The sequence below is a fragment of the Micromonospora sp. NBC_00617 genome (genome assembly GCF_045161355.1).
In the GTDB taxonomy this organism is placed as follows: Bacteria; Actinomycetota; Actinomycetes; order Mycobacteriales; family Micromonosporaceae; genus Micromonospora.
The window spans coordinates 2,890,143-2,911,215 of the sequence record NZ_CP107751.1; the positions used below are offsets into that span (position 1 = coordinate 2,890,143).

Below are 21,073 nucleotides of genomic sequence, written 5' to 3' on the forward strand. Positions count from 1 at the left end.
GACCCGGCGGCCGCGCTCGACCTGGCGGAGCGTACGACGGGCCTCGCCTTCATGGCTCTCGTCCCCTGACAGATGAAAATCCCTACCGATGCTCACGCCCCTTACGTCACCTGGTTTGCTCGATGACGCCGGCCATGCCGAGGCCGTTGGTCGAAACAGCGCCGCTACCCCAGAAGGACGAGGTGCCCGGGACGTTGGCCAGGGCGTCGAGGCTCGGGTCACTGCCGTCGACCTTCGGCCCGTACGCCACACTCCACCGGCCGCCGGTGTAGCGCAGCAACAGCGTGCCCGGGTACTCGATGTACGGCGGGATCGGATTCGTGCCGCTGATCCACACATTGCCGTTCGCGTCACCGGCAACGGCATACGCCCGGCCGGCGGCTGCCGGTCCCGCCAACCGCTGCCACGTCCTGCCGTCCCAGTGCAGAATGACCGGCTTGGGAGCAGAGTCGTAGTCCTGGGTGCCGACCGCCCAGGCATCGGTCGACGAGCGAGCCCACACACCGGTCAGCTGAGTGCTGGGAACCGCTGGCAACGCCGCCACCCGCCACGCGCCACCGACCCGCTGCACGATCGTCGGCTCAGGGTAGGGAGCGTCGGCGACGTACCTGTCTCCGGCGGCGAACACGCTACCGTCCTGAGTGCTCGAGACCGCCCGCAGGACACCGTTGTACTGCTCCGTCCCCGGTACCGCCACCCGGTTGAACTGATGGGTGTCGCCTTCGACGACGAGCGGCTCGGAACCGTCGTGGCCGACAAACACCGCCCGCCCGCCGCCGGTGGCCGCCACGTCCAGCAGCGCCGAGGGCCCCGCCGAGGTGCCCAACGGCGGGTGTCCCGTCCAGGTCTGGCCGTTGAAATGCCCGGCATACGGCTGGCCGAGATCGCCGATGCCCACCGTCCAGACGTCCCCGACGCTCGCCGCATCCACCTTGTACAGCAGGAACGCCTCGTGCGGCAGTCGCCGTTCCGTCCACGCCCGCCCGTTCCACTGCAGCAGCGCGTACGGCTCGTCAATCGAGAATCCGGTGTAGGTCGACGCCTGATAGCCGACCGACCAGGCATTGTCCGGACCCGTGGCGGCCACGTCGGCCACCGTCAGGGGGCGGGACTCGGCTCACCCGGGCCGGGTCCCGCCCCCGGTTCAGGACGTACGGATCGGCTTGCCGCACCCGTTCTGACAGTCACGCCGGTCTATCTGGAATCCTGCTGGATGACGCACCAGAATGGAGACCTCGAGCATTGCTGCGAGGGAGTGCGGATTGCTTGTCATCCAGGTCCTCGGTCCCACCCGGCTATGGCGCGACGGCACGGAGATCGGCCTCGGTCCGGCCGGCCGTCGCGCCGTGCTCGGCCTGCTCGTGCTCGCGGGGGGCCGTCCGCTGCTGGGTTCGCGCATCATCGACGTGTTATGGGGCGCTCAGGCACCCCCCAGCGCCACCAACGTGATCCAGACCCATGTGAAGCATCTACGCCGGCTCTTCGAACCCGACCGGCGAGCTCACACGCCCAGCACGGTTCTGCCCTTTGCCGGAGGCGGGTACGCGCTGCGGCTGCCGGCCGGCGCGGTCGACCTCGACCGGTTCCACGACCTGCTGACCGCCGCGGCGGAGGCTGACCGCCATGACGATCCGCGGAGAGTCGCGGCGCTGCTCGCCGACGCGCTCGACCTATGGCAGGGAGCACCGTTCGCCGATGTGCCCGCGCTCGCCGGGCACCCGATGGTCCGTTCGCTGCTTGACGAACGCCGCACGGCGGTGGCCCGCTACACCGATGTGATGCTCGCCCTGGGATCCGGCGACCGGGCACTGCCGTTGCTGCGCGAGGAAGCGGCGGCGCATCCGCTGGACGAGGTGGTGCAAACCCGGCTGGTCCAGGCCCACCACGCCGTCGGCCGGCGCGCCGAGGCGTTGGCGGCCTACGATGTCGCACGCCGGCACCTCGCCGAGGAACTGGGCGTCGGCCCAGGACCGGACCTCGTCGCGGCCTACCTACGTGTACTCAATGACGAGGCGCCCGTACCGCCGGTGGATCCGCTGGTCGGCACAGCTCCCACCACGCCGCAGGTCAACCAGCTCCCGGCTGAGGCCGCCGGTTTCACCGGGCGCGAGGCCGAGCTGTCCGCCCTGGACGAGTTGGTCAGGAACCACGGCACGGCGGTGCGGATCGGCGTCATCTGCGGCACCGCCGGGGTCGGCAAGACGACCCTGGCCGTGCAGTGGGCGCACCGTCGGCGCGACCGGTTTCCCGCTGGGCAACTGCATCTAGACCTGCGCGGCTATGATCCGCGCCGCCCCGTGTCGGCCAGGGCCGCGCTCGGCCACCTCCTGGAATCCCTTGGCGTCCCGGCCGCCGCTATCCCGACCGACCTCGACCGCCGGGCCGCTCGGTACCGGGCCGAGACCGCGGGCCGCAGCCTGCTGATCCTGCTCGACAACGCCGCCTCCGTCGACCAGGTCCGGCCCCTGATCCCGGGTACGGGTGCGGCCACGGTCATCATCACCAGTCGCGACAGCCTCGCCGGACTGGTGGCCCTGCACGGTGCCCGCCGTCTCATGCTGGACCTGCTCTCCGCCCCGGAGGCGCTGGCGCTGCTGCGCTCCCTCGTCGGTGGACGCGTCGATCGGGAACCGGACGCCGCAGCCGAGCTGGCTCGGCAGTGTGCACATCTCCCACTGGCCCTGCGGGTCGCGGCCGAACTGGCGGCGTTCCGGACCGGGGAGCCGCTCACCGGTCTGGTGAGCGAGCTTGCCGACCGACAGCGGCGGCTGCGGTTACTCGATCCGGGCGGTGACGTACGGGCGGCCGTACGGGTGGTGTTCTCCTGGTCCTACCGGCAGCTTCCGGCGGCGGCGGCCCGGCTGTTCCGGCACCTCGGACTGCATCCCGGCCCGTCGTTCGACGGGGACGCCGCCGCCGCGCTCGCCGCTATGGCGCGCACCGACGCCGCGACGCACCTCCAACTGCTGGTCCGCAAGCACCTCGTACGCGCCGAACCGCCCGGCCGGTACGTAATGCACGACCTGCTGCGCGCGTATGCCGCCGAGTTAGCCGCCGACGACGATCCCGGCGGTGCCCTCGACCGGCTGCACACCCACCTGCTCGCCACGGCTGCGGCGGCGATGGACCGGCTGCACCCCGCCGACCGGGCACACCGCCCGGCGGTGGCACGCGCGCAGAGCTTCCCGGACAAGACCGCGGCACGTGCCTGGCTGGACGCGGAACTGCCCGGCCTCGTCCCCACCGCCGCTGCCGGGCTGGCACACGGCCGACCCCAGTTCACGACCGATCTCGCCGCCACGCTCTACCGCCACCTCGAGGGCGGCAGCTACACCCACGCCGAGGCGCTGTACGGCTACGCGCTTGAAGCGGCACAGCAGAGCGGCGACCCGGCACGGCACGGCGTGGCGCTGACAAACCTCGGTGCCGTCCACCGGCTGCTCGGCCACTATGAACTCGCCGAGACGCACCTGTCCGAGGCCGTCGCAATCCTGCACCAGTGCGGCGATCAGCTCGGCGCCGCCCGAGCCCTGTCCAACCTCGGCATCGTCTACGAACGTCTCGGCCGCGACGACACCGCCGCGTACCAACGGGCCGCGCTCGCCGCCTATCGCCGAGCCGGCGACCGATACGGCGAAGCATCCACGCTGGTGAACCTCGGCAACGCCAACACCCGCCCGGGCCACCTCGGCGAGGCGTACGACCAGTTGCTCCGCTCGGCCGCCCTGTTCCGCGAGACCGGCGCCGCAGTCGGAGCGGCCTCGGCCTTGACGAATCTCGGCGACGTGTGCACCAGTCTCGGGCGGCACGACGAGGCGGCCGGGCATCTGTCGACGGCACGCGACATGTTCCGCATGGCCGAACACACGTACGGTGAAGCCGTCGCGCTCACGAACCTGGGACGGGTGCACGGCATTCGCGGCGACCATGCGCAGGCGATCGGTGATCTGACCGTGGCGATCCGCATCCTGCGTTCGATCGGGCACCGTTACGGGGAGGCGAGCGCACTCAACATTCTCGGAGACGTATTGACGGCCGCGGGCCGTACCACCGAGGCTGTCGCCCGGCACGCCGCCGCGCTGTCGATCGCCACCGCGACCGGCGACCACGACGAGCAGGAACACGCGCATGATGGCATCGCCCGGGCCCAGCGGGAAGAGGTACGCGCAATAGATGGGTGATCCAGCGCCGCAAGCGTCACTTACCAGAAGATGGTGCTTACCCCGTCTGTAACAGTCAACCTGGGCTTTTGGTCGGCATTCTCAACCACCAACCGGAATGGACCTGACCATCTTGAAGGCGCCCGGCTCTGGGTGGATGACCTCGACGCCTCGCGGTCGGCGGCGTTGCGGCCGCTGGTCAGCGCGGAGCCGGATCCGCGGTTCGCATTCGATGCGATCAAGTTGGCCGCGATCGGCGACTTCCTGGCGATAGCTGACCGGCCAAGAAGCGTCCGCCGTCGAAGCGGCAGGTGCGCGATGCGCAACTGACAGCACTCATGCGGGAGGTCCACTCGGCGAACTACGGCGTCTACGGAGCCCGCAAGATCTGGCATGAGCTGCGCCGCCAAGGACATCCGACGGTCCGGTGCACGGTCGAGCGGTTGATGCGCGACGCCGGGACCGACGCCTCCATCGGCAGCGTCGGCGCCCTGGACAACGCGTTGATGGAGTCCACCATCGGCCTCTACAAGACCGAGCTGATCAAACCCCGAGGCCCGTGGCGCAGTCTCGCCCAGGTCGAACTGGCCACCGCCGAGTGGGTCGACTGGTACAACAACCAGCGCCTACACCGAGTTGGTGCGACACATCGGGTAGGCGTCGAAGTTCAGGTCTTCCGCGCCGTACGCCGGTTGCCGAACGACTCCATGGTGGTCGCCTTCTTGGCCGGTGCCCTGGTGGCGGACGTGGTGCGGGCCCGGGTTGGCGCGGCCTTTTTCGCCGGTGCCTTCTTCGCCGCGGCTCTCGCTGCGGGCGCCTTCTTTGGTGGTGCGTTCTTGGCGGCGGCCGCCTTCGCCGTCGGCCTGCGGCTGGGCGAGGCCGTGGTGGCGGAAACGTCCTTCTTCCGGGCGACGCGGGGCGTGGTCGGCGTGGGCTTCTCGCCGGGCGTCTTGGCTGCGCTCGCGCCGGTGGCCCGCTTCGTGGCAGCGGCGACCTTCTTGGCCGCCACCTTCCGGCTCGGCGGCATCTTCGTCGCCCCGGTGGCCTTGGTGGGCCCGGGCGATCTGCGTGCCGGGACGGTTGTCCTGCGTGGGCTCATCCTCGCTCCTCCTCGGCTCTCGCCGGCATCGCCAGCGCTGCCGGACGACAGACGTGGCGGGTCGCCTGGGCCCGATCGGCGAGGTGTTCCCGCGCCTCCGGTCGCCAAACGCGGGACGGAAGGGCCGCGTCCAGCAGCCTGGACGGGTCAGTGCGGTCGGAAGTGGAAGATGCAGCACTACCCCACATTGCGAGCGCTGTGGGAGAGCATCCCCTTGCACAGCGCTGTCACGCTGGACCGCGTTGACTAGTCACCCGAACGCCGCAGCCATACCCGGACGCGGACGCGGTGGGTCACCGCCAGCTCAGAAGTGCGGTGTAGACCGCGCGCGGTCTGCGGAGCCAGAAGTGTGCACTCGATCAAAACCGACGACCGCCGAGCGGAGCAGCGCCTGAACGCCGGTATCCCCGGTGCCGGGCACAGCGGTGTAGCGCACGGGCCACCGGACGGTCCCGCTCGTCTTCATCGCCATCGGCAGCCTGATCCTGATCCAGGCCTATGCCTGACCGACGGCCTGAGCGATGGCGAGGGTGTGCTGGTACTCGCGCCAGTGGGCCAGTTTGCCGTCCCGGGTCCGCAGCACTCCGATGAACGGCGCCGAGGCGGTTATCCCCGTCGCTGTGTGAGTGCCGACGAGTTCGTACTCGACCACGACTACTTCGGGGTCAGCGGTCTCGTGCACGACCACGTTGCGGCAGTCGTCGAACCGGACCGGAAACACCGCCTGGCTTCCTTGTGTGTACTCGAGCACCCGCTGCTTCCCCTCGGTACGCGTAGGGCGGCCGGGCGCGGCGAATGGTGTCTCGATCACCACGTCGTCGGCGAGCAGGTCGGCCTCGTAGGTGGGCTGGTTCGCGAGCCACTGGGCGCGCATGCTGTCGAAGATCGCTCTTGGTGTCACGGTCATCCTCCCTGATAATGAGTCATCACTCGACTTGTGCCGAGAATAGTGAGTGGAGACTCATTTTGGTAGAGGGTCCGCCGTTGCGCGCCGACGCGCAGCGCAACCGAGCACGCATCCTGGACGCAGCCGAGGCCGTATTCGCCGAGTTCGGCCCCCGAGCCTCCACCGAGGAGGTGGCCCGGCGGGCCGGCGTCGCCATTGGCACGGTCTTCCGCCACTTCCCCACCAAGGCCGACTTGCTCGCCGCAATCATGAAGCGACTACTGGCACAGCTCGTCGAAGAGGCCGGACAGCGAGACCTGTTCGCCTTCTTTACCCACATGGTGGCGCAGGCCGCGGCGAAAAAGACCGTCGTCGACCTGCTTGCCGGGTCCGGGGTGAACATCCGGCTGCCCGACGCGGTCGGTCAACTCGAGGAGGCGGTGGCCCGGCTGCTGGCACAGGCCCGAGCCGCCGGAGCCGTCGCCGCCCCGGTACGGCTACCCGAAGTGATGGCGCTCCTTGCCAGCGTTTGCCAGGGGGCCTTGCACGGTGGATGGGACGAGCCTCTGCAGGCCCGTACGCTCGCGGTTATCTTCGCTGGCCTGAAACGCAACTGACCGCCAGGCTGGTGGATCAGACCCTGCCTGATGGCAGCGGCCCGGCCTGCCCGACGCACCTTCCGGTGCTGGATCGAGTATCCGCACATCGACATGTGTGGACGCCGCCCTACCGCCTCCGCGGGACGCCAACAGGCTCCGCGATCCACTCTCTGATCCGGTTCCAGACGGTGTCATCGGTGAAGTCCGCCCGCGAACACCACGCCCATCTGGTTGGCCATCTGGACCGCGGGCTCCGTGCCCGGCGTGCGGTCGAAGATGCGTTCGGCCTTTGCACGCGCCGCAGCGGGGTCGTCCCCGAGGATCTCTGCGCCAGCGGCGAACGCCGCCACGGCAGCGCGGTCGGACCAGTCGGGCATCGGGAGCGCGAACCGCCGGCCCAGCGTCGCCGCGTCCTGGTCGGGCAGGTCGTCGTCGACCGGACCCGGTGCGACGGGCCGCGTCCCAGCGAGGGTGAGTGCCGAGAACGCCTCCGGGTGGTCGAACGCGGCGACCTGGGCGACCATCCCGCGGACGCCGATGCCCGCCAGGTGCGCCGGCCGGTAGTCGAGTCCGCGGGCGAGCGCGATAGCGTCGGCAGCGAGGTCGCGCAGCGTGTACACCGGCGCCTCGGGGTCGACGGTCGTCGACGCCCCGGAGTCGCGCAGGTCGTAGCGCACGACGTGACGTCCGCCGCGAGCAAGCGTCTCGCAGAGCGCGTCCGGCCAGGAGAGCATGGTCGTGCCTCCCGCGAGCAGCACGAGGGGCGCCGTTGGATCGCCGGAGTCCTCGACCCCGAGCCGCACGCCGTCGGGCGTGCGAAACGAGCGGACCGTCGAATGCATCGTCAACCTCCAGGAGAGCTGCGCGGCCGCGGCACACGCTACGGGCGCAACGTCGCCCGCCGCCGCGACACCAGCACCGACTCAAGTTTCCGGTCAGAGCGCGGTTCGGAGCCGTCGTGGCCGGTGCTTCGCGCGCATCGCGGCACGTGATGAGTCGATCGAGGGAGGTCACCGGTCGGGCCACACCGCCCCGTAGTCCGGGCTTCGCGTTGGGCTCTGTTGCATCGGGCGCAAGCATGATGCCGTCTGAGCTGGTGCCGATGGCGACCGCGACGCCGGCCATTGCGCCACCTTGCGTCACCTGGTCTCTCCCGAGTCGTCGGGTTATCGACGACTCGCCTACGTACTCCAACCAGACGCGCTGGAGTCGTGGATCCTAAACGGCCCGGCCGACGGCCGCATCACACCGATCGAACTCGACGCCTCAGGGCAGCTGCCCGCGATACTGGTGTTGCCCCAGAACGGCGTCTACATCGGCGCCGTCGATCGCCCGAGCCCGGGCGTGCGTGCAGCATCGGTACGTCCTCGCCTCCACCCACGAGTTGCCGATCTCCCCCCAGCTCGAGCGGACAGCCCGCGATCGTCGATGTAGGAGCTGTGGCCGGCTCCGGCTGCAGCCCAGCCGCCCGGGGGCAATCGGAGGTCCGTCGTCGTTCGTTTCATGAACGTTCAGCCAGTGGTCCCTGCCCCCGTCGTACGCCCCTCTCTACGTTGCCTGAGGCGACGAGAGAAGGGCCACATGGACGCACGTCTCGCAATCAGAGCTCGCGGAATCACCAAGTGTTTCGACGACGTCGTGGCACTCGACGGCATCGATCTGGATGTAAGCCCGGGGCAGATCCACGGCTTGGTCGGGCCGAACGGTGCTGGCAAGACCACGTTGCTCGGACTCCTCCTCGGCCTGGCCGTCTCCGACAGCGGCAGCCTCGAGATTCTGGGTACGCCGATCGCTCGGGCGCTCGCCGCGCCCGACGGCGTCGCCGGCTTCGTGGACGGGCCCGGCCTCTACCCCTCGCTCACCGCCCGGCAGAACCTCGCAGCGCTGGCCGCTCTGCGCGGTCAGGACACGCGGACCGCTGGGATCGACGGCGTGCTCGACCAGGTCGGGCTCACCGACGTCGCCGACGACCGGGCGAGCGGCTTCTCCCTCGGCATGCGCCAACGGCTCGGGCTCGCCGCCGCCCTGCTCACCAAGCCGCGGCTGCTCGTGCTGGACGAACCGTCCAACGGCCTCGACCCGGCCGGTAAGAAGCACGTACACAACGTCCTCACCCGGCTCGCTGTGGACGGGACCAGCGTCGTGCTCTCGAGCCACCGCATGGACGACCTCGAGGCACTGTGCTCCGAGGTCACCATCCTCGCCACCGGACGGGTCGTCTTCTCCGGCCCGGTGAGCAAGCTGGCCGCCGAGAACCGTGAACTCGACTACCGGCTGCGCACCTCCGACCCGCAGGCCGCCCACCGGCTGGCTACCGACACGGCCGGAATCTACGTCGACGTCGACGCCGGGGCGCGCGACGCCGAGGTGCTCGTCGTGCGCGCTCTGGTGCCCGCCCTCGACGAACTGGTGGCGCGGCTCGTGAACGCGGGCATAGCGGTGCGCGAGCTCGCGCCCGTGGTGTCGCCGCTCGAGGCCGCGTTCCTCGCCCTGACCGAGCAGCAGGAGGCCATCCGATGACCGGGACCATCGCCGCCGACCACGTTGTCGGCACCCGCCGCGTCTCGGTGGCGCGCGGCTACCGCTTCGAGCTGCTCAAGCTGGTATCGCAATGGCGGATCCGGCTGCTGGTCCTCGCCTGCTGGATCGCGCCTGCGCTGTTCGTCGCCGCGGTGAGCCAGCAGAGCTCGCTGCCCGTCGACACCCTCTTCGGCCGCTGGATGCACGCCACGGGGTGGGCCGGGTCGCTGGTGACGCTCGGTTTCGCGGGCACCTGGGCGCTCCCGCTACTGACCTCGGTGGTCGCTGGCGACGTGTTCGCCTCCGAGGACCGGCTCGGCACCTGGCGCCATCTGCTCGTGGCGGTCCGGTCACCTCGACGGATCTTCGCCGCGAAGGCGCTGTCCAGCCTCACCGTCATCATGCTGCTCGTGGCCGGGCTGGCCATCTCCAGCGCGGTCGGCGGGGTCGTGTCGGTCGGCAACCAGCCGCTGGTCGGCCTCGACGGGCATCTACTGACGCCGGGGGACGCCGCCGTGAAGACCCTGCTCGCCTGGGTCTGCGTACTCGCCCCGACCCTGGCCCTCGCCGCGATCGGACTACTCGGGTCCGTCGCGCTGGGCCGGTCCCCGATGGGGCTGCTGCTGCCCGCGCTCGTCGCGCTCGCGATGCAGCTCGCCCAGATGCTGCCGCTGCCGGTCACCGTACGCCTCGCACTGCCCGGTTACGCGTTCATCGCCTGGAACGGTCTGTTCACCAGCCCGGCGCAGCTCGGCCCGCTCCTGATCGGCATCGTGGTCAGCCTGGTATGGGCCGTGACCGCGGCAGCGCTGGCCTACCTGCTGTTCCTGCGACGCGACTTCACCAACCTGACCTACGACAGCTCCGGCCGCCGCGTGTTCACCGTCGGAGTCCTGCCGCTGGTCGGGTTGCTCGCCGTGACGATCGGGGTCGTCGCCGCGGCGACCCCGACCACGGGCTCCGGGATCGAGCAGGACAAGGTGCAGCGTTCGCTCGCCACGGCATTCGCCCACCTCTACCGCATGCAGACCGAGCAGCTCAACCGCCCCGATGTCGCCGAAGCGCAGCTGAAGGCCACGGCGACGTGCAACAAGGGCGGCGGCAAGCTCGCGGCCGTTGGGCCGGGCAACGACTGGCGTTGCGTCGTCACCTGGCATCTCCCCGACGTCGAGGCCGCAGGGACGGCCATCTATCAGCTCGACGTCACCCCAGACGGGCGGTTCGTGGCCGATGGCGACGGACCGAAGGAAGTGAACGGCTACTTCCTGGTGCGCACCCCGAGCGGGGACGCACCGAACCCGCTCTGGCAGTTCGACGGCAACGTCGAACTGCTCCACACCACGAAGGGATGATTCCATGCAGGTAACACGCCGCCGTCGGCGTGTCGAGAAGGACCAATTCGGCCTTCTCCGTCGACGCATCGTCCGCCGGCTACCCCTCGTCACGGCAGGCACCACTGCTGTCGTCGTCGCCGCCGGCACCGGCATCAGTTTCGCCCAGACGCACCAGTTCGGCACCGACCAGGTCGGCCAGCGGACCGACAAGGGCCTGGTCGTGTCCGACGACCAGTACATCAACCCGATCGGCGAGCGTCTCGTCATCAACACCGGCAAAATCATGTCGTCGTCGGTCAGCCCGGACGGCACTCACCTGGCGGCCTCGGTCACCGACGGTGGGATGGCCCTGGCCGTCGTCGACCTGAGGACCTGGAAGGTACAGCAGCTCGTCGGCAACAACGCGGCCGCGAATCTGCGCATCAGCGGCAACGACGTGGGCCAGGAAGGCCCTACGTACTCGCCTGACGGCTCGCAGCTGTGGCTGGGCCAGGCCGACGGCTACACCAAGTTCACCGTGAATCCGGACGGCACGCTCGCCAACCCGACGTTCATCCCGATCGTGCAGGACGGACCGAAGCGCGCACTGGTGGCTGAGGCCGTGTTCTCGCCCGACGGCTCCACCGTGTACTCCGCCGTCAACGGCCAAAACCGGGTCGTCGCCATCAATACGGCGACCGGCGCCATCCAGCAGACCTGGCCCGTGGGCAACGCCCCCCGCGACATGATCACGGTCGGCGACAAGCTCTACGTCAGCAACGAGGGCGGCCGGCCCGCGAAACCCGGCGACATCACGATCAACTCGTACAACACACAGGTACCGGCCGACCCAGCGACCGGTGCCACCACCACCGGCACGGTCAGCGTCATCGACCTGGCGAACCCGGCTGCTGCGGTCGCGAGCATCGACGTCGGCCTGCACCCGACCGCCCTGTTCACCAAGCACGGCGCGCTGTTCGTCACCAACACCAACAGCGACGACGTGTCGATCATCGACACCGCGAGCAACAAGGTCGTGCAGACCATCGCCACCCAGCCGTGGCCCGAGACGACAGTGGGCTACCAGCCCAACGCGGTGACCCTCACTGACGACGGGCACCTCCTCGTAACGCTCGGCCGCTCCAACGCGGTCGCCGTCTACCGGTACACGACCCCGCTGGAGCCGGTCAGCTACGTCGGGCTGCTCCCGACGGACTACTTCCCCGCGGAGATCACCGCCGCCGGGAACCAGGTGCTGGTCTCCAACACCCGTGGTATTGACGCCCGCCGCCCCACCAACAGCGCCGGGCACGGCACCCACGACACGACATCGAGCCTGCAACGGTTCACGCTGCCCAGCGACAAGGTCATCAAGTCCCAGACCGGCAAGGTCTTCAGCCAGAACGGCTGGACCGGTGGCTCGGTCAACCTGGCCAAGGGCAACAAGGCGAAGCCCGTGCCGGTCCCCCAGCGGCTCGGCGACCCCTCGACGATCAAGCACGTCTTCCTGATCGTCAAGGAGAACCGGACCTACGACCAGGTTCTCGGTGACGACCCGCGGGGCAACGGCGACCCGTCGCTGGCGCAGTTCGGCGAGAACGTGACGCCCAACCAGCACGAGATGGCCCGGCAGTTCGGGCTGTACGACAACACCTACGACATCGGCACGAACTCCGCCGAGGGTCACAACTGGCTGATGCAGGCCGACAACCCGGAGTACACCGAGTCCACGGCCGGTGAGTACATCCGCAGCTACGACACCGAGGACGACGCCCTCGGCCACCAGCGCACCGGTTTCATCTGGACTGGCGCGCAGGCGGCCGGCAAGACCGTGCGGGACTTCGGCGAATTCCATCAGTTCCTGAGCAAGCCGCCCGGCTCCAGCTGGCAGAACCTGTACTGCGACACCAAGAACATGGCCGCGACCGGGCAGGACACCGCCTACCGCATGGTCTCGTCCTCGCCGATCCCGTCGCTCAACAGCGTGTCCGTGCCCGGCTTCCCGAAGTACGACACCAGCGTCCCGGACATCTACCGGCACGAGATCTGGAAGCGTGACTTCCAGAAGAACGGGCCGGCGAACCTGAACATGTTCTGGCTATCCAGCGACCACACCGGTGGCCCGCCGAACGCGGCCGCTCAGGTCGCGGACAACGACCTCGCCGTCGGCAAAATCGTCGACACGATCTCGCACAGCCCGTACTGGAAGGACTCGGCGATCTTCGTCGTCGAGGACGACTCCCAGGCCGGCCTCGACCACGTCGACGGCCACCGCGCCCCGATCCAAATCATCAGCCCCTGGGCCCAGCGCGGCGTCATCGACAGCCACTACTACACCCAGATCACCATGATCCGGACCATCGAGCAGATCCTCGGGATCCACCCGATGAACCAGAAGGACAGCGCGGCCAGCCCGATGCGTCAGGCGTTCACCAAGAAGCCTGACTACACGCCGTTCACGGCACTGCCCAACCGGACCTCCCTGACCGCGGGGCTGGCCACCCCGCCCGCCTGCGGCCCGGACGTGCCCGCGCCGCAGAACCCCCTCGCGGCGGCCGCGCCGTCGGCGACGGTGCCGGCGGACAAGCAGCACCTGGCGGCACAGTGGGACGAGTGGAAGTCGCACCAGCGACTGACCGGCCCCGACGCCAAGCCCGACTACGCGAACCCCGCGCAGATGAACCACTTCACCTGGTACCAGGCACACGACTGGAAGAAGCCGTACCCCGGCGAGGACAAGATCTTTGCGCCAGAGGATACGCCGGGCGCCTACATTCCGCCGGCGGAGTCCGATGGCTGACGTAGGCTGATCGCTTAGAAGAGGCCCCTGACCGGCGTACCGTCGGCTAGGGGCCTCTTCGTCTTAAGCAGGACAGCAGCCGTTCGGGATCAGGACTCGACTTCGAGGTTGCGGCGGCGTGTGTAGTGGGTTCGTCGGGCACGGGCTTGGTGGCGGCACCGCCAGCGTGACCAGTGCAGACGCGGTGAAACATCGACGTGACCAACTCGCTCGGAACGGCGGGTAGACCGCAGCGGCATCGGTAGCCACCTCGGGCAACTGTCCGCGCCCCCCTGTCCCCCACGCCGCTCAGACCATCACCGGCCTGACCGTCACCGCTCCGGCGGCAAGCCCAGCCTACGGAGTGCTTCACCTGACCGGGCTGCAGCACCTCCTGCGTGAGGATGCGCCCTTTGACCAGCACAACTCAGGCACACGGGGGCCAGCCTGACGATCTGGCATCCCCTCACCCCGCGGGCACGCGGATGACTCCGCCGGCTCGCCGAGGCGATTCCGATCGATCCGCCGCTGATCGCCGGTGTCCCAGGACCAGTCCGGCCGTCTTGATCCAGCCAGCAGATGGACCTGACGCCGGATCGGGTACGTCGGCACGGGGCCGTCGTTGTGGCGAAGTCGATGATCAAGAGCTGTCTGGCCGAACGATAGGTGCAGGGAATCCAGAGCCCCCGGTACGAGTCTCTGTCACCTGATTCGTGACACGTTCGGCTGGGCGATCTCGGTTGTCTCTGTGGTCGAGGCCGCACACGCGACTGAAGCCCCCAACCTTGTGCCGAACACGGGTGAGGTCTGTCAGGGTGAACTACGTCGAGAACAGGAGCTTCCCCGGCGGTGGGGGCATGCCGGTCGAGCGGTGGATTCGCCGCCGGTCCCCCTTCCTGTCGGACGTGGAGCCGGTGACCTTACCGATGGCACGAGGGAGGGTAGCTCCCCAAAACGGGCTCCCCGGACGATCAACGCATCGACGTGGCATAGGAGGTACCCCGCATCGGAGGGGCGACACTGTTGATCTCGCTGCGGGCGTGCCATCGGTGGCGTGCCAGCGTCTAGGCTGCCTGGGTGGCCGATGCCGAGCTGATGACCAACGACGAGCGGCTGCGACGTATCGAGGCGATCACCGACGCCGCCCTGTCCGGGCTGAACGTCACCGAGTTGCTCGACGAGCTACTCGAACGGGTCCGGGACCTACTCAAGGTCGATACCGCCACCATCCTCCTGCTCGACGACCACACCGGCGAACTCGTCGCGACAGCGGCCAAGGGCCTGGAGGAGGAAGTGCGCCGCGGTTTCCGCATCCGGGTCGGACGAGGCTTCGCCGGCCGGGTGGCGGCGACACGCGCGCCGGTCACAATCCACAACGTCACGCCCGACGACGTCGTCAACCCCATCCTGCTCGCGACCGGCATACGCGCCCTGCTGGGCGTGCCCATGCTCGCCAACAGCAACCTCGTCGGCGTACTACACGTCGGTTCCCTGGCCATGCGCCGGTTCAGCCCCGACGACGTGCAACTGCTGCAACTCGTAGCCGATCGCGCCAGCCTCGCAGGCCAGGCCCGAGCGCAGGCCCTCGACCGGCAGGCAGCACTGGCCCTGCAACACAGCCTGCTACCCGGCAAGCTACCCGACATCCCCGGCCTGGACCTGGCCGCCCGGTACGTACCCGGCCACGACCTGGGCATCGGCGGCGACTGGTACGACGTGTTCACGTTGCCCTCCGGCTGGCTCGGCGCCGTCATCGGCGACGTCTCCGGCCACGGGCTGCCATCCGCCGTCATCATGGGACGCATCCGCAGCGCGCTACGCGCCTACGCCCTCGACTCCGACGATCCCGCCCAGGCACTGACCTCCCTCGACCGCAAGATCCACCACTTCGAAGCGGGCACCCTCACCACCGCCGTCTACGCCCTGATCACACCGGACCGCACGCAGGTGCACCTCTCCTGCGCAGGCCATCTACCACCACTACTGGCTGCCCCCGGCCAACCCACCCAACCCGTCAACCTCATGGTCGACCGGCCACTCGGTGTGGGCCGACCAGCAACCAACCGCCGCACCACAGTTCTGGACCTACCACTGGGCGCAGCGCTCGTCCTCTACACCGACGGACTGGTCGAACGCCGCAACGAACTGATCGACACCGGCATCGAACGACTCGCCGACGCCGTGCGACCCGGGCCAGCCGAAGCCTTGTGCGACCACATCATGGCCACCACCGCCGAGGAGCACCCCAACGACGACATCGCCCTCCTGGTCATCCGCCGCCAACCACAAGCGGAATAGACCGCTCCGGCAGCTGATTCGGGATCTACTGAAGGAACGGATGTGGCTCCCTCGGTTGTCGGGTATATCAACTGGTGCAGACCTGCGTGATCCAGCTGCTGAGGGCGTCGTTCCGGTATGCCGGACGGCAGCACTGGGACGCCATCGCCAAGGCGCTCAAGCCCGTCTACACCGCGCCGACCGAGTCAGCTGCCCGAGCCCGCTTCGCCGAGTTCACCGAGGCTTAGGGCGGAAAGGAGATGAACCGGTAGCGGAGGGTCATCGACCCATCTCCTTGGCAAAATAGGCGGCCGCCTTGCGCAGGATCTCCTTCTCGACCTGCAACTCGGCGACCTGCTTACGCAGCCGACGCAGCTCCTCACGCTCGTCGGCGCTCACCGGCACCTCGCCGCGACCGCGACCGCCGGCCTCGGCGGTCTTCGCGGCGTTCACCCAATTCCGCAGCGTCTCATGATTGACGCCGAGTTCCTGACCGACCTCACGCAGCGATCGACCCGACGAGCGGACCAGCTCAACAGCGTCCCTACGGAATTGCTCAGGGTACTTCGATGGACGTGGCACCAGGCCATCCTTCCCCAGACCACTGTCTGGGGAAGGATGGCCGGTCCGCAGGGGGAACCTCAGGTAGCCATGCCACCACGGTAAGCCGGTACCTAGGTACCGGATGCAAGTCCATCCAGCAGAAGAAGCAGGACCTCCCGGCCAGGCAGTCCGCTCCGCAGGGGCCCGGTCGCACGAGGCGCAGCAAACTGGCGGCCATGCGGCCTGTCGACAAACTCGACGACTTGAAAACTGGCCGCCCGGTCAGTCGTTCGTCGTGATGGCTGACCGGAGGCGGTTGAGCGCCTCAGCGCGCACACCGGCCAGAACCGGCTCGCCGGTCAGCACGGCGGGCCGCACGGGGACCTCGCGCGGCATCCGTGTTGTCGCCGAGCGGATGCTACCGATCAGGGGAGGGCCCCACGAACCGCCAACAACGATCTCCTGCGGGTCGGCAAGCGCGACCACGGCGGCGACGACACCGGCAACGGCCTGGCCGATGAGCTCCCGCGTCGCGGGGTCGCTGTCGAGGAGCCGCTCGACGTCGATCGCGGTCGAGCCGTCGCGGCGCAGACCCAGCTCGCCGAAGACCTCGATCAACCGGACCGCGCGACCACCCGGCCCGATGGTCAGCAGGTGGGCGATCTCACCGGTCAGGCCGGTATGCCCACGGCGGACCTCGCCGTCGCTGACGATCGCACAGCCCAGCCCTTCACCCAAGAAGAGGTAAGCGAAGTCGCGGGCGGTGTTCCGCTCGGCCAACGCCGCCCAGTTCACGTCGTTGTCGACGACGACCGGGCCGCCCGCGCGCGGCGCGAGGACGGCGGCCGGGTCGAGGTCACCGACCAGGAAAGGTGAATCGGGCAGCTGCACCAGGCGGCCGGTGGCGCGATCTACCGGGTCAGCCGCGCTGACGACGGCCAGCCGGGCCGGCCGGCCGGCTGCGGCGAGAACCTCGGCGGCCGCGGTGGCCAGCGCATCGGCAGCCTGGCTCGGGCGGGCCGGCCGGTCGATCGGTCGGACCGCGCGCGACACGGTGTCACCGTAGATGTCCAGGCACTCCGCCACGACACCCTCCGGGGCGATGACGACCGCCAGCGCCACGCCCACCGCCGGCGCGAGCGCGTAGTACGAGCCCACCCGACCGCGACCGCGACCACCCGGGGTGCGCTCACCTGTGTCGGCCACCAGCCCGCGTTCGGTCAGCCGGCGCACACTCTCTCCCGCGGTCGGCTTGGAGATGCCGATCTCGACGGCAAGCTCGGCGCGAGTAAGTCGACGGTGCTGCATCAACGCGCGAAGCACGTGCTCGTCGGTGAGCGACCGGACGATCTCCTGCGACGGCAAGGTGGGCTCCACGCCAACATTCTAGTCAGGGCTATTGCCTAGAAGAGTTTCGACCCAGTAAAGTCTTTCAAGTAACGAGAGCTAACTAGAAGGAGACGCCGTGTCGACCAGCACCGCACTGCCGCACTGGGAGCGGACCCCCACCGACCTCAAAGCGGCCACCCGGGAGATCAAGGCCGCGCTGCGCGCCCAGATCGAGGCCTCCGGGCGCACGGTCGATGAGGTTTTCGCCGTCGTCGAACAGCGGGTCCAGGCCGCCGTCGATGACATCAACGCCGCCCGCCGTGGCGGCGAGAGCGTCTGGCCGGTCATCGACTACGCCGACATCGCGAACGGCACCGTCACCGCCGAGCAACTCGACCTGCTGCGCCGCCGCGGCTGCCTGATCGTGCGCGGCCACTTCGACCGCGACCAGGCCCTCGCGTGGGACCGGGACATCGTCGACTACGTCGAGAGCAACAACTTCTTCGAGAACTACCGCGGCCCCGGCGACGACTTCTTCGGCAGCGTCGGCTCCAAGCCCGAGATTTACCCGATCTACTGGTCGCCCGCCCAGATGCAGGCCCGCCAGAGCTACCGGATGGCGGCCGTCCAGGCCTTCCTCAACAGCCAGTGGAAGTCGGAGTCTGACGGCGTGCAGTGGTTCGACCCGAACAGGGACTCGCTCTACCCCGACCGCATCCGCCGCCGCCCCGAGGGCGCCGACTCCGCCGGCCTAGGCACCCACCTCGACCCCGGCACTCTGGACCTGTGGATGACCAGGGCCTACCAGCAGGCGTTCCGGCACCTGTTCGACGGCAGCGTCGAACAGTACGACCCGTGGGACGCCGCGCACCGCACCGACGGCCCGCAGTACCCCGGCACGACAATGTGCTCGGCATTCCGCACCTTCCAGGGCTGGACCGCCCTGTCTGACATGGCCCACGACCAGGGCGTGCTGCACACCGTGCCGATTCCCGAGGCTATGGCGTACCTGATGCTGCGCCCGCTGCTGTCCGACGTCCCCGACGACGACATGTGTGGCGTCACCGTCAACCAGGTCTTCCCGGCTGGCCACAAGTGGCACGCCCCGCTCATGGAGGCCCTGGCCGGCATCCCCGACGTGCAGGCCGGTGACTCGGTCTGGTGGCACGCCGACATGATCCACAGTGTCGCGCCGGTCGAGTCGCAGAAGGGCTGGGGCAACGTCATGTACATCCCCGCCGCCCCGTGGTGCCCCCGCAACGAGAAGTACGCCGCCAACGTCCGCGAGGCGTTCCTCAGCGGATCGAGCCCTTCGGACTTCCCTGCCGAGGACTACGAGCGCGAATGGCCCAACCGCTTCCAGCCCGAAGACCTCAACGAAATTGGCCGCCGCGGCCTCGGGATCGCCTAGGGCCGTGTCGAAGTCGGTCATAGCCACTCGTTGATCGCGGCGATGTGCACGGTGGCTTCGTAGCGGACGGCGAGTTTGTCGAATCGGGTGGCTACGGCGCGGTGGCGTTTGAGTTGGTTGATGCCGCACTCCACGGCGTGACGCTGCTTGTACCGCCTCGGGGTCGAAGGCCGGTGGTCGGCCGCCCTTGGACCCCTTCTTGCGCCGGTTGGCGTCCTGGTCGGCCTTCGACGGGATCGTCGCGGCGATCCCGCGGCGACGCAGGTAACGACGGTTGGCCCTCGACGTGTACGCCTTATCGGCCAACCTGCCCGCTCATTGCAATGAGGCGACGTTCGAGCGTGCCTGCGGCGTGAAACCCCGGCAGGATGCCACCACACCCGCAGGGCCACCCCACCGGGTAGTGCCGGCCGGCGGGTTCCGGCTCGTCGCGTTCGACTCCTGCCCGGAGGCGCTGCGGCAGCTCAAGACGGCTGGCAAGGGGCCGAGAAACGCCGGGTGTACGAGGTGACGCTGGCGCCACGGTCGGCGTACGTGCTGTCCGGGGCCGCCCGCTCCAGCTGGCAGCACAGTATTCCGCCGGTGCCGAAGCTGCGGTACTCGGTCGCCTTCCGGCAAGTTCGCTGGGGGGCAGGCAGAGGCAGGGGTGCCGAGGCCGGCGGCCTTCCCAACTCCGGCGGAACCGGCCCGGGGTGACGGACGCACCGCTAGCGTCGGGACCATGCCCGCCCGCCCGTCCCGCTGGTCGAGGCAGCTCCGGGTGCTGGAGGCGCCGTCGTACCTGCAGGCGTTCGTCCTCTCCGGCGTGGTCACGGTGCTGGTCGCCCGCGCCTTTCTCCAGGCGGCCGGCTATCCGCAACTCGGCGGCGGTGGGCTGCACATCGCGCACGTGCTCTGGGGTGGTGTCCTGATGACCGCCGGCCTGGGTCGCGCTGGTTTTCCTCGGTAGCGCGGCGCGGAGCCTCGGCGCGGTTCTGGGCGGGATCGGGTTCGGGCTGTTCATCGACGAGGTGGGCAAGTTCGTCACCGTCGGGACCGACTACTTCTACGCCCCGGCCGCCGGCATCATCTACGGCGCCTTCGCCCTGCTGGTGGTGATCACCCAGGCCCTCCGGGGGCGGGCCCGGCTCTCCGGCTCCGAACGTACGGCGAATGCCCTGTACGGGGTGGTTGATGGGCTCCGCACCGGCCTCACCGATGATCGTCGCGCGGCGGTCGCCCGGCTGGTCCGTGGGTGCGGTCCGGACGTCGAGGAGGGGGTGGTCCGGCTACTCGACGCGGTGCCTCGACACGAGCCAGCCGGCTCCCGGTTCTGGGAGCCGTGGCTCAGGTGGGCCCGCCGGGCCGTGGTCTGGGTGACCACCCACCGGTGGGTGGTGGCGCTGGTGGTGCTCTATCTGGTCGGCGAGCCGTTCGTGGTCGTGGGGAACGTCCTTCTGGACGCGGTCACCGGCCAGCTCGACGACCAGCGGGAATGGCGCGCGGTGTTGGGGATCTCGGCCTCGGCGCTGATCACCGTGGTGCTCAGCATCCGTGGGGCGTCGCTGCTGCCTCGCGACCGGGTGCAGGCCTTCCGGCTGTTCAAGCTCGCGCTCCTGGTGGACCTGCTGTTTGGGCAGATCTTCAGTTTCACCGTCAACCAGTTCGGGGCACTCTCCGCGCTCGCGGTGGACCTCTTCCTGCTCGCCGTGGTGACCGCCGAGTACCGCCGGCTCTGCCGGCAGGCTCCGTCGCCCGGCCGATGACGTCCGCTGACCATGGCGTCGGCGTTGAGGATTCGGTTCATGCGTGCAGTGATCTTGGACGGGGTCGGTGCCCGACCCGAGGTCCGGGACGTCCCGGACCCTGCCCTACCGTCTGGGGGCGCGGTCATCCCGCCAACCGATGAACGCGGCGGGCTAATCATCCCGCAGGCGCCTCAGTCGGAGGCCGGCGCGTCGACGGTGGTGCCGACGGACCTTTCATCCTACCTTTGCTGCGGCTTTTGTCGGGTTTGATGGAATTTCAGGCTTCGGCATAAGATAGATGAGTCGAAATCCTTGACTCAGTACCCGTGTTGCCGGTTAATCACATCTACGTGTCGACTGTGTTTACCCTCCCGGGTGGTCGACGACGTCGGCTGATCGTCGAATCGATTCGACTACGGCCGGCACATAC

The 21,073-nt window shown here is 69.1% G+C and carries 12 protein-coding genes and 4 pseudogenes; 10 read left to right on the forward strand and 6 right to left on the reverse strand.

All coding sequences use genetic code 11. The features are described 5' to 3' along the window. Positions 1–106: 106 nt before the first annotated feature. Positions 107–1,087, reverse strand: a complete 981-nt coding sequence (locus OG505_RS13280) for a hypothetical protein (protein ID WP_405433537.1) — start codon at positions 1,085–1,087, stop codon at positions 107–109. Between the two features lie 175 nt (positions 1,088–1,262). Here OG505_RS13280 and OG505_RS13285 point away from each other — a divergent pair, with 175 nt between their 5' ends. Continuing rightward, positions 1,263–4,181: a BTAD domain-containing putative transcriptional regulator gene (locus OG505_RS13285; protein WP_405433538.1), complete on the forward strand. Its 2,919-nt coding sequence runs from the start codon at positions 1,263–1,265 to the stop codon at positions 4,179–4,181. Between the two features lie 290 nt (positions 4,182–4,471). Then, a pseudogene (locus tag OG505_RS13290) lies at positions 4,472–4,792 on the forward strand (IS3 family transposase); the annotation flags it as partial. 963 nt (positions 4,793–5,755) lie between these two features. Here OG505_RS13290 and OG505_RS13295 read toward each other — a convergent pair. Further along, entirely contained in the window at positions 5,756–6,160 is a 405-nt protein-coding gene (locus tag OG505_RS13295) for a nuclear transport factor 2 family protein (protein WP_405433540.1), read from the reverse strand. Positions 6,161–6,243: 83 nt separating this feature from the next. Between OG505_RS13295 and OG505_RS13300 the strand changes: the two genes are divergently transcribed. Further along, a complete protein-coding gene (locus tag OG505_RS13300; protein WP_405433541.1) occupies positions 6,244–6,762 on the forward strand; it encodes a TetR/AcrR family transcriptional regulator in 519 nt (172 codons plus the stop codon). Positions 6,763–6,935: 173 nt separating this feature from the next. Here the strand turns inward: OG505_RS13300 and OG505_RS13305 are convergent, their stop codons facing one another. Continuing rightward, positions 6,936–7,586 carry an alpha/beta fold hydrolase gene (locus OG505_RS13305; protein ID WP_405433543.1) on the reverse strand — a complete coding sequence of 217 codons (651 nt, stop codon included), beginning with the start codon at positions 7,584–7,586 and terminating at the stop codon, positions 6,936–6,938. A 739-nt stretch (positions 7,587–8,325) separates the two neighbouring features. On the opposite strand from OG505_RS13305, the gene OG505_RS13310 reads away from it, so the two are divergent. The 5 genes and pseudogenes from OG505_RS13310 to OG505_RS13330 form a co-directional block, all read left to right on the forward strand. Next, a complete protein-coding gene (locus tag OG505_RS13310; protein ID WP_405433544.1) occupies positions 8,326–9,264 on the forward strand; it encodes an ABC transporter ATP-binding protein in 939 nt (312 codons plus the stop codon). Further along, positions 9,261–10,616, forward strand: a complete 1,356-nt coding sequence (locus OG505_RS13315; RefSeq protein ID WP_405433545.1) for an ABC transporter permease — start codon at positions 9,261–9,263, stop codon at positions 10,614–10,616. Before OG505_RS13310 ends, OG505_RS13315 begins: the two co-directional genes overlap by 4 nt. Before the next feature lie 4 nt (positions 10,617–10,620). Then, entirely contained in the window at positions 10,621–13,377 is a 2,757-nt protein-coding gene (locus OG505_RS13320) for a bifunctional YncE family protein/alkaline phosphatase family protein (protein ID WP_405433547.1), read from the forward strand. Between the two features lie 1,056 nt (positions 13,378–14,433). Further along, complete coding sequence (locus OG505_RS13325; protein ID WP_405433548.1) at positions 14,434–15,654, forward strand: PP2C family protein-serine/threonine phosphatase; 1,221 nt, start codon at positions 14,434–14,436, stop codon at positions 15,652–15,654. Between the two features lie 71 nt (positions 15,655–15,725). After that, positions 15,726–15,875: pseudogene (locus OG505_RS13330) on the forward strand (transposase); the annotation flags it as partial. A 37-nt stretch (positions 15,876–15,912) separates the two neighbouring features. On the opposite strand, the gene OG505_RS13335 reads toward OG505_RS13330, so the two are convergent. Both OG505_RS13335 and OG505_RS13340 read right to left on the reverse strand, forming a co-directional pair. Further along, entirely contained in the window at positions 15,913–16,215 is a 303-nt protein-coding gene (locus tag OG505_RS13335; RefSeq protein WP_405433550.1) for a transposase, read from the reverse strand. 243 nt (positions 16,216–16,458) lie between these two features. Beyond that, positions 16,459–17,553 (reverse strand): ROK family transcriptional regulator, encoded by a 1,095-nt coding sequence (locus OG505_RS13340; RefSeq protein ID WP_405433551.1) that lies wholly within the window; start codon positions 17,551–17,553, stop codon positions 16,459–16,461. An 88-nt stretch (positions 17,554–17,641) separates the two neighbouring features. On the opposite strand from OG505_RS13340, the gene OG505_RS13345 reads away from it, so the two are divergent. After that, complete coding sequence (locus OG505_RS13345; protein WP_405433552.1) at positions 17,642–18,916, forward strand: DUF1479 domain-containing protein; 1,275 nt, start codon at positions 17,642–17,644, stop codon at positions 18,914–18,916. 17 nt (positions 18,917–18,933) lie between these two features. Here OG505_RS13345 and OG505_RS13350 read toward each other — a convergent pair. Beyond that, positions 18,934–19,222, reverse strand: a pseudogene (locus OG505_RS13350) (transposase); the annotation flags it as partial. A 415-nt stretch (positions 19,223–19,637) separates the two neighbouring features. On the opposite strand from OG505_RS13350, the pseudogene OG505_RS13355 reads away from it, so the two are divergent. Then, positions 19,638–20,661, forward strand: a pseudogene (locus OG505_RS13355) (hypothetical protein). Positions 20,662–21,073 lie beyond the last annotated feature (412 nt).